The sequence below is a fragment of the Streptomyces niveiscabiei genome (genome assembly GCF_033794345.1).
In the GTDB taxonomy this organism is placed as follows: Bacteria; Actinomycetota; Actinomycetes; order Streptomycetales; family Streptomycetaceae; genus Streptomyces; species Streptomyces niveiscabiei.
On sequence record NZ_JARAYJ010000061.1, the window covers coordinates 19,465 to 32,252 of the forward strand.

Genomic DNA, 12,788 nt, shown 5'->3' on the forward strand with positions numbered 1-12,788 from the left:
CGCGTTTTCTTCACATAGTGGAGGCTCAGCGGCCGTACGGATGGGCGTACGGCGCCGGCGCCCCGTACCGCACCGGAGCCGGCCGCGGCTTGGGGTCGAACGCGGCGAAGAGCAGCAGCGCCGTCCCCATCGCCGTGCCGAAGAGGAGGACGAAGCCGAAGATGCCGTCGCCCGTGCCGTCCTCCAGGGCGATGAGCCAGGTCCAGACGGCGGCCTCGTACGTCACGAAGGACGCGCACGCGGTCCAGTCGGAGGGCAGGCCGCGGCGGAGCGCGAGGTAGAGGAAGGGGATCCAGAGGAAGAGGCCGAACGTGCCCCAGACGGGCAGCGTCCAGGCGATCCGCTGCCCCCAGCCCGCCTCAAGACGCTTCGGGGAGCGTGAACTCGGCGGTGGCGTCGAGTAGTTGTAGCCGCCTGGTATGCCTGCCATGTCGTCCTCATCCCCGCCCTCGTGTCCGGTCAGCGTAGGACACCGGGTTCGGGCGGTCCGACGCGCGGCTCCCCTTTACTGTGGCATGAGGGATTCTTGTGACGATCGGAAACAGGCGTTTCCGGGACGGCGGGGGCGCGGTCGGTTACCTTGCGACGCGCACGTTTGAACGAATCAAGGGGTGGGAATGGCAGAGCACCGGCAATCGAAGAAGCGCAGATACATCGCGTGGGGCGTGGCGAGCGCCGTCGTGGTCGCGGGGGGCGCGGTCGCGGCGCAGCAGTCGATGGCCGCGACCGTCTGGCCGGCGCAGAAGACGTACACGGGGCGCGCGTTCGACACGTGCACCGCCCCCTCGCTCGCCGCGATGAAGGCGTGGAAGGCCGACGGCTACTACGGCGGCGCGGCCGTCTACATCGGCGGCAAGAACCGCGGCTGCGCCCAGCCCAACCTCACCAACTCCTGGGTGAAGTCGGTGAATGCGCAGGGCTGGAAGCTGATCCCGCTGTACGTCGGCGCGCAGCCGCCCTGCCAGACGGGGTCCAGCCCCGAGAAGATCAGCGCCGCCACGGCGACCTCCCTCGGCGCGAAGGACGCCGCCGACGCCGTCGCCAAGGCGTCCGCGCTCGGCATGAAGGCCGGCAGCCCGGTCTACCTCGACATGGAGGCGTACGACATCACCAACAAGGCGTGCAACGACGCCGTGTTGGCGTATGTGCGCTCGTTCACGAAGACCCTGCGCGGCAAGGTCTACCGCGCCGGGTACTACGGGTTCACCTCCTCCAGCGCCAAGGCGATCGCGACGGCCACCAACAAGACCGACCTGCCGGGCAACCTCTGGTACGCGCTGTACGACGGGAAGGACACCACGACCGCCGACTGGCCCTGGGGCAAGGACCAGTTCACCGGCCACAGCCGGGGCCACCAGTACACGGTCAACAGCAAGGAGAAGCGCGGCGGTTACACGATCACCGTCGACCGCAACGCGTGGGACGCGCCGGTCGCGATCGTGGGCTGACCTTCGGGGGTGCCTCTCGAACACGCGCCGGACGGCACCCCCTGAGCGCGTGACGCGGGCGCGGCGGTGCCCCAAGTCCCGGTGAATCGTTGGTCGAATGGGTTGGCCCCAGGCGTACCACTGCCTACCATCGATCACCGCAAGACTTTGTGCACCGCCGCACAAGCTCCTACAGGAGGTCTCCTTGCACCGCCGTCGTCGCACCGCGCTCCTGCTGACCGCCACGATCGCCGCGGCAGCCCCCCTCCTGACCGCCTGCGGGAGTGACGCGCACCCCGGTGCCGCGGCCGTCGTCGGCGGCCAGCGCATCACCGTCTCCCAGCTGGAGAACCGCGTCAACGAGGTCCGGGACGCGCAGCGCGCGGCCGTCGAGGACGACGCCCAGTACGCGCAGGCCATCGCGCAGACCGGGACCCTCACGCGGGACACGCTGCACGGGATGGTCCTCGACAAGGTCCTCCAGAAGGCCGCCGAGAACGCCGGGGTCTCCGTCAGCCGGCGTGAAGTCCAGGAGATGCGGGCCGGGTTGGAGCAGCGGGCCGGTGGGGCCGAGGGGCTGGAGACGGCCTGGCTCCAGCAGTACGGGGTACCGCCGCAGCGGCTCGACGAGAACCTCCATCTCCAGCTGGAGGCGCAGAAGCTGGCGGCGAAGCTGGGGACGGAGACGAGCCGGCCGGAGTTCTGGAACGCGCTGTCGACGGCGTCGAAGGAGCTGGGCGTGGACCTCAATCCCCGGTACGGGGGATGGGACGTGCGGAAGGTGAGCCGGGTGGACGCGGCTACGCCGTGGGTGCGGGAGATCAGCGCGGGGGCGTAGAGGTATAGGGGGATGGGGGGTGTGCGCGCGGCGGCATACAAGATGGTCGTACGACTTTCACCCCCAGGCTGTGGATAACTTTCCGGGCGGGATCGGCGGGTGGGTTACGTTCGCTGTGTGAACGAAACCAGCCCCGCAGATCCCGCGCGGTCCACCGGCCGCATCGTCCTCCTCACCACCAGCCACCGCGTCGCCCCCGGCCTGCTCTCCTGGCCCGCCTGGCAGGTGCTCCGCGCGGCGGACCTGGTCGTCTGCGCGGACGGTGCGCATCCCCAGGTGCCGTATCTGCGGGAGGCCGGGGTCGCCGTCTCCGTGGCGGCGCCCGGTGCCGAGGAGCTGGTGGCCGAGTGCGCCGGGGGGCGGACCGCGGTCGTCGTCGCCACCGGCGAGGGAGAGCCCGCCCTCACCGACGGGCTCGCCCGCCTCGCCGGGTCCGGGCGGTTCGCCATGCCCGAACTGGAGCTCCTCCCCGCCTCCTACGACCTCCCCGGCGCCCGCCTCCTCGACCTCGTCCAGGTCATGGACCGGATCCGCCTCGCCTGCCCCTGGTCCTCGCAGCAGACCCACAAGGGGCTCGCGAAGTACGCGGTCGAGGAGTCGTACGAACTCGTCGAGGCGATCGAGGAGGGCGACTACGACGAACTCCGCGAGGAACTCGGCGACGTCCTCCTCCAGGTCGTCTTCCACGCGCGCATCGCCGAGGACGCCGAGGAGGAGGCGTTCTCCATCGACGACGTCGCCGCGACGATCGTCACCAAGCTGATCCACCGCCACCCGCACGTCTTCGGTGACGCGGTCGCCACGACCCCCGAGGAGGTCAAGGCGCACTGGCTGCGCACGAAGGCGATCGAGAAGCGCCGGGCCTCCGTCACGGACGGCGTCCCCCTCCACCAGCCCGCCCTCGCCCTCGCGGCCAAGCTGACGTCCCGGGTGCGGACGGCCGGGCTGGACGTGCCGCTGCCGGGCGGCGAGGGCGTCGGGTACGAACTGCTGGCGCTCGCGGCTCGCGCCGAGGCGGAAGGGGTGGACCCGGAGGCGGCGTTGCGGGCGGCGGCGCGGGTGTACCGGGAGGCGGTTCGAGGGGTCGAGGGGGTGGCGGGCGACTGAGGCGGCTGGTGGTGCGGGTGCGGCGATATGGGTGTCGCCACGGATAGGACTCCCCCTCCCCGCGACGCCAGGCTGTGCGATGGCCGTGATCAAGCCATCGGCCTGTACGTCAGTCGGTTCGAGAACGGGGAATCTTGTGCTTCGTCATATATCCAGGGCATCACTCGCGTTGGCCGCGGTCGCGGCGTTCGGTCTGACCGGGATGTCGGGGCCCGCGCAGGCCGCCGACGCGGGCATCCTCAGCGCGACCGGCTGCGCCGGCAACGCCGGCTCGACGGACGGTTCGGGTTCCGTCTGCCTGGAGATCAAGGGGACCAAGCTGCACGTCGACAGCTTCAAGCTGTCCAAGAAGTCCAACAACCGTGCCTGGACCGACCGTCCGATCCTGGAGATCGGCAGCACCTACGGCTATTACGGCACGCTGGAGAACGCGTCCCGCACGGAGACGGTGACCGTCGGCTCCGCCATCAACCAGAGCTTCGCCAACAACACGAAGGCGTGCGGCTGGTGGGAGAAGTACCCCGGCACGAAGGCCTGCGTGACGATCCACAACTGATCGCCACGAGCGGCTGGTCGAACACGCCCCGCCCACCGAGGGGTTCGGTGGGCGGGGCGTTGCCGGGAGGGCCGGCAGCACAGGGGAACACCGGGCGGTGAACTCCCGCGCGGCGAGGGCCGTTCCGCGCGGCGTCCCGTGGCGGGAGTTTGGCCCCGGGGGCGAGTACGGTGGGATCTCTGATCCGGTTCTCGGGGCGCGGGGGCGTGTATGGAGCGGGAGTTGGAGGAGCTGGCGGTCAGGGCGGCGGGGGTGTTCAGTGCCGCGCTGGGGTCGGAGACCGAGGTGGGGGCGGAGGTCCGGGACGCGTTCCACGAGTGGTTCATCGCTGTGACCCCTCACCATCGTCTTGATCTGATGTCGTTCCGTGCCGTCTCGTCGGGTTCGGTCCAGATTCATGTCCGCCGCATCCGCAAGTATCTCGCCCAGGCCGAGGACATCCCGTCGGCCGCCGACCTGCTCCGTGAACTGACCGACCGCTACGAGCACCACGCGGACCTCGCCCCGCAGCCCGCTCCCGCGCATGCCGACCGCGCCGACCGCGTCACCACCCTCACCTCCATGCTCGTGGGCGCGAAGCTGGAACAACCGACCCTGGAACCCCCGGCCGACCGACACCGCCCGCCGACGCCGGAACCGGAAGAGGCACCCCGGGCCGACCACCCCAGGAACGGCGACCGCCCCGCCCGGACCGCGGAGCCGGAAGGCGCCTCCTTCCCCGCCCTGCCCCGAAACGGCCACCGCCCCCTCCGGACCCCCGAGCCGGAAGCCCCGCCCCCGGCCTGCCTTCCCGTCGTCCCGCCCTTCGACCTCCCTGCACCGGCATCCCCCGACGCCCGCTCCCAGGAGCACGCCCCCTCCCCTTCGGCACCCGCCGACGCTCCCCCCACCCCACCCCAGGTGTACGACCCCCCGCCCCTCACCCCCGAGGACGCCCCTCACCCCGACCCGACTCCCACCCCCTCCGACCCAGGCCCTACCCCACCCCACCAAGACCCCGCCACCCCGCCCGGCGATCACGTCGACTTCAGCCGATCCACCTTCCACGGCCCCGTAACCGGCGCGGTCGCGGGCAACGTCTACTTCGGTCACCCCGCCCTCACCCACCCCGCCCTCACGCACCTCGACCCCACGACCTGGCCCACCCTCGCCGACCTCACCGATGCCGACGCCCTGGACCTCGGCGTGCGGGAGGCGCGGAGGCTGGAGGAGGGGCCCGAGCTGCCGCTGTACGTCGTACGGGACGTGGAGACGAGCCGGGACTGGTTCGCGGACGGCAGGCTGCTGGTGATCACGGGGCGGAGGTTCGCGGGAAAGACCCGTACCGCGTGGGAGGTGCTGTCCGAACTCCCCCCGGACACCAGGGTGTTCGCCCCGTCCCCCGGCACGGACCTGCGCCCCCTCCCCGCCCTGCTCGCGGGCCACCCCGGCAGACACGTCCTGTGGCTGGACGACCTGGACGCCCACCTGAGGGAACGCCAGCTGGACATCCAGCTGCTGGCGGAGCTGACGAGGGCCCGCGTCCAGGTCGTGGGGACGATGAACGACGACGTGTACGACGCGTACATGGACGAGACGGACGGCCCGGCGCACCGCCTCCTCGCCCGCGCGAGGAAGGAACGCCTGAGCACGGTGTGGAGCGGCACCGAACTGGCGAGGGCGAGGGACAGCGAGGACCCGAGGCTGACGGAGGCGCTGGAGTGGCGGGGGGACACGGGCGTCACGCAGTACCTGGCGCTCGCACCGCTGCTGGTGGACACCTGGGGCCGCACGCTGCGCGCGCGCAGCCTGCGCGGCGCCCGCGAAAGCCTGCTGCTGGCCTCGGTCGACCTCGCGCGATGCGGTGTGCGCCGCGGCATGCCGAGGGAACTGCTGGCCGCCGCGCAGACGGCGTACGACCCCGTACCCCCGTACCCCGCCGCGGCCGTGGACGAGGCCCTGGCCTGGGCGTCCGAGCGGCGGCACGGCGTCACCGGCTTTCTGCTCCCCGGCGAGCGGGAGGGCACGTGGCGCCCCCACGGCGCCCTGGTCGCGGCGGCGCTGCGCGAGGAGAGGTGGCTCCCGGTCGGCGTCTGGCGGGCCGCCCTGGAGGTCACCTCGTACGACGCCGAGGACCGGCACACCGTGCACATCAACGCGCGCACCCTCTTCACCCCGAGGGCCGAGAAGGGCGACCGCGACGCGATGCACATGCTCGGCCTGCTCAAGGAGACCGAAGGGGACGAGACGGGCGCGATGTACTGGTACCGGAAGGCGGCCGACGCCGGGTCCCTCGAACTCGCGGAGCGGGTCGGCGCGTACCTCCTGCGCAGGCGCCGGGCCGAACAAGCCGTCCCCTACCTCCGCACCGCCGCCGACAAGAACCCCACCCCCACGGCCCACCGCCTCCTCGCCGAAGCCCACCTCGCCCTCGCCGACCGGGCCCTGCGCCGGGCCACCGAAACCGGCGACGGAAACGCCGCCGCACAACTCGGCGCCCTCGACCTCCGCCTCGGTGACGCCTCCCGCGCGGCGCAGTACTACGCACGCAAGGAGCAAGACGTCCCCCTCGCCCGCAACCTCGCCGCCTACCACCTCCTGCGCGGCGAGACCGAGACCGCCCAGCCCTACCTGGAGCGCGCGGCCCACGACGGCGACGACCGGGCCGTCCGCATCCTCGACGACATCCGCGCCGCCCCGCAGACCCTCCAGGACGCCGAGTCGTACTTCAGGGGTAGTACCGACCCCCAAGACCTCGCGCACCTCGGCGTAATACTGGAGAGGTCGGGTCGTAGTACCGAGGCGCTACAGGCGTACGACGAGGCCGCCGCGCAGGGCGACGCCTTCGCCCGTGACCGCGCCGAGGCGCTCCGGCGTAAACGGGATACCGTCGACGGGTGACCGACAGCACCCCCACCCTCTTCACCTGGGAGTTCGCCTCCAACCCGTACCCGGCGTACGCCTGGCTGCGGGAGCACGCCCCCGTCCACCGGACCACCCTCCCCAGCGGAGTGGACGCCTGGCTGGTCACCCGGTACGCCGACGCCAAACAGGCCCTCGCGGACGCCCGCCTCTCCAAGAACCCGGCCCACCACGACGAACCGGCCCACGCGAAGGGCAAGACCGGCATCCCGGGGGAGCGCAAGGCCGAGCTGATGACGCACCTGCTGAACATCGACCCGCCGGACCACACGAGGCTGCGGCGGCTCGTCAGCAAGGCGTTCACCCCGCGCAGGGTCGCCGAATTCGCCCCCCGCGTACAGGAGTTGACGGACCAGCTCATCGACCGGTTCGCGGCGAAGGGCGAGGCCGACCTCATCCACGACTTCGCCTTCCCCCTCCCGATCTACGCCATCTGTGACCTGCTCGGCGTACCCCGTGAGGACCAGGACGACTTCCGGGACTGGGCCGGGATGATGATCAGACATGGGGGTGGCCCGCGCGGGGGAGTCGCACGGTCCGTCAAGAAGATGCGCGCCTACCTCCTCGACCTCATCCACCGCAAACGCGGCGACCTCGGCGACGACCTCATCTCCGGCCTGATCCGCGCCTCCGACCACGGCGAGCACCTCACGGAGAACGAGGCCGCCGCGATGGCGTTCATCCTCCTGTTCGCCGGCTTCGAGACGACGGTCAACCTCATCGGCAACGGCACGCTCGCGCTGCTCACCCACCCCGACCAGAGAGCCGAACTCCAGAAGTCCATCAGCACGGGCGAGACCGCCCTCCTCGAAACCGGAGTTGAAGAACTCCTGCGCTTCGACGGCCCGGTGGAGCTGGCGACTTGGCGCTTCGCGACCGAGCAACTCACCCTCGGGGACCAGCGCATCGCCCCCGGCGACCCGGTCCTCGTCGTCCTCGCCGCCGCCGACCGCGACCCGGCCCGCTTCGAGCACCCCGACACCCTCGACCTCGCCCGCCGCGACAACCAGCACCTGGGGTACGGGCACGGCATCCACTACTGCCTCGGCGCACCCCTGGCCCGCCTGGAGGGCCAGACCGCGCTCGCGACACTTCTCACACGCCTGCCGGACCTTCAACTCGCGGTGAGCCCGGAGGAGTTGAGGTGGCGGGGCGGTCTCATCATGCGTGGCCTGCGGACTTTGCCGGTGAGCTTCACGGCGACACCCTGAGCCCGCCGCCCCGACGCAAACATGACACGCCCTCAACTCCGTGATCTTCACGTGATCTGCGCGGCATGAACTTGTGACAGGTGATCGTATGCCGATACGTTCACAAGCCGGAGCGGCCCACCAGCCGCCCCGCCCCCCACTGTCGTGAGAAAGGTGCCCGCATGCTCTCCGGGAACGGCCGCCACCGTCGACCCCGCCAGGCTCCGGCGCTCCTCGTCGCCGCCGGAGTGACCGGCACCGCGATCGCCATCCCGCTGCTCGGCGCGAGCGGCGCGAGCGCGGCGGGCAACCCGGCCGGGGTCGAGGGGACGACCGTCTGGGACAAGGTGGCCGACTGCGAGACGGACGCCGCCTGGGACGAGAACACGGGCTCGGGCCAGTTCGGCGGGCTGCACATCAAGCTCGACGACTGGAAGAAGTACGGCGGCCTCGCCTACGCCGAGCGCCCCGACCTCGCCGGCCGCGCCGAGCAGATCGAGGTCGGCAAGCGCATCCTCGCCGACCGGGGCCCCGGCTTCTGGCCGATCTGCGCGCTCACGGCGGGCCTGACGAAGGAGAACGGCGCGGCGGCGACCGACGCGACCCCGAGCCCCAGCCCGAGCCCCGGCACGGGTACGGGTACGGGTTCGACCGATACGTCCGGCTCATCCGGAACGTCGGGTGCGTCGGGTACGTCCAACGGCTCGGGCTCGACGGCCGGTTCGGGCGCCTCCGGCAGCACGGACCCGGGCGCCTCGCCGTCCCCGACCCCCACCCCGTCGACCCCCGGGAAGTCCCCCGAGGCGACCCCGCAGACCCCGCAGACCTCGCCGACCCCGCAGACCCCCGACTCCTCGGCGGAGACCGGGAATTCGGCCGAGGCGGGCAAGGACAGCGGCTCGGGCCGGATCGTCACCCCCGAAGCTCCACAGGGTTCTGACAGCAAGCGCACAGAACCGTCGTACGGGGACAAGTCGGGCAACGCGGTGCAGCCGCCCGAGTCTTGGAGCCTCGTCGACACCAGCGTCGGCGCGGCCGTCGGGGCCTCGCCGATCCTCATCACCCCGCCCTCGACCGCGTCGACCCTCTCGACCGCCGGCACCGGCAAGCACCGCGGCCTCAGCGCGGACGAACCGGAGTCGTACACCGTCCGCGTCGGTGACACCCTCAGCTCCATCGCCGACTCCCTTGAGCTTGACGGCGGATGGCGCGCCCTCTACGCCGCGAACAAGGACCTCATCGGGGCCGACCCGAGCGCCATCGTCCCCGGTCAGCCCCTGTCTCTCGGTGACTGACCCGGCGTACGGCAAAGGCGTAAAAGCGGGCGGAACCACGGCAGTTCGGCGTCCGTGTTCGCGGTGAATGTCCGGGTTTGGGGAAAGTGTGGGATGAGTCTCAGAAGCCCTGATCGTCTTTGAAAATCCACTGAGGGCGTGTCTACGGTCGTGACCGCTCGGCAACCCGAGCCCCGGCTGCCGCAACGCCGAATCCTGCCAGCGGCCGTCCGGGAACAGTCGTCGCGTCAAGCGCCGTAGGCAGGAGCGGGGGACCCAAGGTAAGCGCTGGGAACGGTGGTTGACGCCGGACCCGGCTAGGGGTGAAGTCGCGAAGAGCGACAGGGCAACTCAACCGGCCCCAACCCGACAGCTCACCTCGCAGGCGTCGGTGAGGGGATCGATCCATGCTGTTCTCCGGCAAGGGCAAGCACCGCCGCCCGTCCAAGGCCACCCGTGTCGTCGCGCTCGCCGGTGTCACCGGTGTCGCCGTCGCCGCCCCCCTGATGGCCGCGGGCAACGCCTCGGCCGCCACCGCCTCCGAGTGGGACGCCGTCGCGCAGTGCGAGTCCGGCGGCAACTGGGCCATCAACACCGGCAACGGGTACTACGGCGGCCTCCAGTTCTCCGCGTCGACCTGGGCCGCGTACGGCGGCACGGCGTACGCCTCCACCGCCAACCAGGCCAGCAAGTCCCAGCAGATCGAGATAGCCGAGAAGGTCCTCGCCTCCCAGGGCAAGGGCGCCTGGCCGAGCTGCGGCGTCGGCCTGTCGGGCGCCTCCTACAACGGCGGCGGCTCGTCCTCCGGCTCGGGCTCCTCGGCCGGCGGTTCCAGCAGCCGTACGGAGTCGAACGCCTCCTCCCGCTCCACCGAGCGCCAGGCCGCCCCCAAGCAGAGCGCCCCGAAGAAGACGACGTCCTCCAAGACCGTCACCACCCCCACCGGCCAGAAGGTCAAGAAGGGCGACGGCGAGTACAAGGTCGTCAAGGGCGACACCCTCAGCTCCATCGCCGCCAAGCACAAGGTCGCCGGCGGCTGGCAGAAGCTGTTCCAGCTCAACAAGGACATCATCCAGGACGCCGACCTCATCTACCCGGGTCAGCAGCTCCACCTGAAGTAGACAGCAGGCCCCCCAGGCTCCCGCTCCGGTGCGCGTTCCCCCGTACGCACCGGAGCGGGCTTGTGTCCGCCGCCCTTCTTTGTTCGCCCCCCGGCCACCCCCTCTTTGTTCCGGGTATGAACAATGAGTACGGTCGGTTCTGTCCCATGGGGCGGGCGGTCGGCTGGCCGAAGCCCCGGAGCCGGTTAGGCTCGTCCTCGCAGCGCCCACGAGGTCTGCGTACCCGCGTCACACTGAAGGAGATGCTCGTGCCGTCCATCGACGTCGTCGTAGCCCGGGAAATCCTCGACTCGCGAGGCAACCCCACCGTCGAGGTCGAGGTCGGCCTCGACGACGGCAGCACCGGTCGTGCCGCCGTCCCGTCCGGCGCCTCCACCGGTGCCTTCGAGGCCATCGAGCTGCGCGACGGTGACCCCAACCGCTACCAGGGCAAGGGCGTCGAGAAGGCCGTCCTCGCCGTCATCGAGCAGATCGGCCCGGAGCTCGTCGGCTACGACGCGACCGAGCAGCGCCTGATCGACCAGGCCATGTTCGACCTGGACGCCACCGACAACAAGGGCTCGCTGGGCGCCAACGCCATCCTCGGCGTCTCCCTCGCCGTCGCGCACGCCGCCTCCGAGGCGTCCGACCTGCCGCTCTTCCGCTACCTCGGCGGCCCGAACGCGCACCTCCTGCCGGTGCCGATGATGAACATCCTGAACGGCGGCTCGCACGCCGACTCCAACGTGGACATCCAGGAGTTCATGATCGCGCCGATCGGCGCCGAGTCCTTCTCCGAGGCCCTGCGCTGGGGCACCGAGGTCTACCACACCCTCAAGAAGGTGCTGAAGACCAAGGGCCTGTCCACCGGCCTCGGCGACGAGGGCGGCTTCGCGCCGAACCTCGGCTCCAACCGCGACGCCCTCGACCTCATCCTCGAAGCGATCAAGCAGGCCGGGTACGTCCCCGGCGAGCAGATCGCCCTCGCGCTCGACGTCGCCGCCTCCGAGTTCTACAAGGACGGCTCCTACCTCTTCGAGGGCAAGTCCCGCTCCGCCGCCGAGATGACGGAGTACTACGAGGAGCTCGTCGCGGCCTACCCGCTCGTCTCCATCGAGGACCCGCTCTTCGAGGACGACTGGGCCGGCTGGAAGGTCCTCACCGACCGCCTCGGCGACAAGGTCCAGATCGTCGGCGACGACCTCTTCGTCACCAACCCCGAGCGCCTCGCCCGCGGCATCGAGGACGGCGCCGCCAACGCGCTCCTCGTCAAGGTCAACCAGATCGGCTCCCTCACCGAGACCCTGGACGCCGTCGAGCTGGCCCAGCGCAACGGCTTCAAGTGCATGATGTCCCACCGCTCCGGCGAGACCGAGGACGTCACGATCGCCGACCTCGCCGTCGCCACCAACTGCGGCCAGATCAAGACCGGCGCCCCGGCCCGCTCCGAGCGCGTCGCCAAGTACAACCAGCTCCTGCGCATCGAGGAGATCCTCGACGACGCGGCCGTGTACGCCGGTCGCAGCGCATTCCCGCGCTTCAAGGGCTAAGGCTTAGCCAAGTCGTTAGTACGTCCCCGTACCCGGTCCCGTACCGTGTGCGGGGACGTACGCACGTATGAACGGGAACGGGAGGCGCGGGCATGGCCGTCAAGGACAAGGACCGGTTCTCCACCGCGACCAGACTCCGCGCCCTCGGCGAGCAGACCGCCGCCCGCGTCTACCGCTCCCAGAACAAGCGCCAGCAGCGCCGCTCCCGCCTCACCGGCCGCGCCGCGCTCCTCGCGCTCGTCCTGTGCACCCTCGTCGTCGCCCTCGCCTACCCCATGCGCCAGTACGTCTCCCAGCGCGCCGAGATCGCCGACCTCGAACGCGAGCAGGAGCAGGCCCGGCAGAAGGTCGAGCAGCTCCGCGACCTCAAGGCGCGCTGGCAGGACGACGCGTACGCCGAGCAGCAGATCCGGCAGCGGCTCCACTACGTCCTGCCGGGCGAGACCGGGTACGTCGTCGTCGATCCCGACGCCGCGAAGCAGGCCCGCGCCGACGCGGGCGCCGCCGACCGGCCCTGGTACGCGAACGTCTGGGACGGCGTGGACAAGGCCGACGCGGTCGGCAGGTGAGGCCGGGGGCGGTGTCCCGCGATACTCGATACGCCCGCTTTACTTTTTACCGGGTTCGTTGCGTTCGCTGTTGAACTCCTCTCCCAGGTCAGCCAGATGCGGAAAATAGAACAAATTATCGATCAATTTCGATCTTTGGTGCACCGTGCGTGATCTGTGTGCGTAGCGTGGTTGGTATGCAGCTCCGCTACAACTACCGGGCCTACCCGGACGCCTCCCAGCGCCGTGCGCTGGCCCGTGCGTTCGGGTGTGCGCGTGTGGTGTGGAACGACTGCC

General features: G+C 70.8%; 12 protein-coding genes and 1 riboswitch. Of the genes, 11 read left to right on the top strand and 1 reads right to left on the bottom strand.

All coding sequences use genetic code 11. The features are described from left to right. Window positions 1–25 precede the first annotated feature (25 nt). A complete protein-coding gene (locus PV682_RS41610) occupies window positions 26–430 on the bottom strand; it encodes a hypothetical protein (RefSeq protein WP_319737810.1) in 405 nt (134 codons plus the stop codon). Between the two features lie 187 nt (window positions 431–617). On the opposite strand from PV682_RS41610, the gene PV682_RS41615 reads away from it, so the two are divergent. From PV682_RS41615 to PV682_RS41665, 11 genes are all read left to right on the top strand, one after another. Next, window positions 618–1,448, top strand: a complete 831-nt coding sequence (locus PV682_RS41615) for a glycoside hydrolase domain-containing protein (RefSeq protein WP_319737811.1) — start codon at window positions 618–620, stop codon at window positions 1,446–1,448. Window positions 1,449–1,632: 184 nt separating this feature from the next. Next, window positions 1,633–2,265, top strand: a complete 633-nt coding sequence (locus PV682_RS41620; RefSeq protein WP_319737814.1) for a SurA N-terminal domain-containing protein — start codon at window positions 1,633–1,635, stop codon at window positions 2,263–2,265. A gap of 117 nt (window positions 2,266–2,382) precedes the next feature. Continuing rightward, window positions 2,383–3,372, top strand: a complete 990-nt coding sequence (locus tag PV682_RS41625; protein ID WP_319737815.1) for a nucleoside triphosphate pyrophosphohydrolase — start codon at window positions 2,383–2,385, stop codon at window positions 3,370–3,372. A 169-nt stretch (window positions 3,373–3,541) separates the two neighbouring features. Next, the gene (locus PV682_RS41630; RefSeq protein ID WP_319737817.1) at window positions 3,542–3,928 is read left to right on the top strand and encodes a hypothetical protein; all 387 of its coding nucleotides are present in this window, start codon (window positions 3,542–3,544) and stop codon (window positions 3,926–3,928) included. Between the two features lie 210 nt (window positions 3,929–4,138). Beyond that, window positions 4,139–6,808: a hypothetical protein gene (locus PV682_RS41635; RefSeq protein ID WP_319737819.1), complete on the top strand. Its 2,670-nt coding sequence runs from the start codon at window positions 4,139–4,141 to the stop codon at window positions 6,806–6,808. After that, entirely contained in the window at window positions 6,805–8,040 is a 1,236-nt protein-coding gene (locus PV682_RS41640) for a cytochrome P450 family protein (RefSeq protein WP_319737821.1), read from the top strand. The genes PV682_RS41635 and PV682_RS41640 overlap by 4 nt, the downstream gene beginning before the upstream one ends. Before the next feature lie 161 nt (window positions 8,041–8,201). Beyond that, window positions 8,202–9,314, top strand: coding sequence for a LysM peptidoglycan-binding domain-containing protein (locus PV682_RS41645; protein ID WP_319737823.1), 1,113 nt, complete (start codon window positions 8,202–8,204; stop codon window positions 9,312–9,314). Window positions 9,315–9,536: 222 nt separating this feature from the next. After that, a riboswitch (cyclic di-AMP (ydaO/yuaA leader) is annotated at window positions 9,537–9,696 on the top strand. 4 nt (window positions 9,697–9,700) lie between these two features. Next, window positions 9,701–10,414, top strand: coding sequence for a transglycosylase family protein (locus PV682_RS41650; protein WP_319737825.1), 714 nt, complete (start codon window positions 9,701–9,703; stop codon window positions 10,412–10,414). A 242-nt stretch (window positions 10,415–10,656) separates the two neighbouring features. Continuing rightward, window positions 10,657–11,943, top strand: coding sequence for a phosphopyruvate hydratase (eno, locus tag PV682_RS41655; RefSeq protein WP_055721191.1), 1,287 nt, complete (start codon window positions 10,657–10,659; stop codon window positions 11,941–11,943). A gap of 92 nt (window positions 11,944–12,035) precedes the next feature. Then, window positions 12,036–12,512, top strand: coding sequence for an FtsB family cell division protein (locus PV682_RS41660; RefSeq protein ID WP_319737826.1), 477 nt, complete (start codon window positions 12,036–12,038; stop codon window positions 12,510–12,512). A gap of 176 nt (window positions 12,513–12,688) precedes the next feature. Beyond that, window positions 12,689–12,788, top strand: a 100-nt coding sequence (locus tag PV682_RS41665) for a helix-turn-helix domain-containing protein (protein WP_319734622.1), incomplete at its 3' end; no start/stop codon positions are given.

Excerpts from the sequence above, each read along its gene's own strand:
- PV682_RS41610 (WP_319737810.1), bottom strand. The coding sequence starts at position 430 with ATGGCAGGCATACCAGGCGGCTACAACTACTCGACGCCACCGCCGAGT.
- PV682_RS41615 (WP_319737811.1), top strand. The coding sequence starts at position 618 with ATGGCAGAGCACCGGCAATCGAAGAAGCGCAGATACATCGCGTGGGGC.
- PV682_RS41635 (WP_319737819.1), top strand. The coding sequence starts at position 4,139 with ATGGAGCGGGAGTTGGAGGAGCTGGCGGTCAGGGCGGCGGGGGTGTTC.
- PV682_RS41645 (WP_319737823.1), top strand. The coding sequence starts at position 8,202 with ATGCTCTCCGGGAACGGCCGCCACCGTCGACCCCGCCAGGCTCCGGCG.
- PV682_RS41650 (WP_319737825.1), top strand. The coding sequence starts at position 9,701 with ATGCTGTTCTCCGGCAAGGGCAAGCACCGCCGCCCGTCCAAGGCCACC.
- eno (WP_055721191.1), top strand. The coding sequence starts at position 10,657 with ATGCTCGTGCCGTCCATCGACGTCGTCGTAGCCCGGGAAATCCTCGAC.
- PV682_RS41660 (WP_319737826.1), top strand. The coding sequence starts at position 12,036 with ATGGCCGTCAAGGACAAGGACCGGTTCTCCACCGCGACCAGACTCCGC.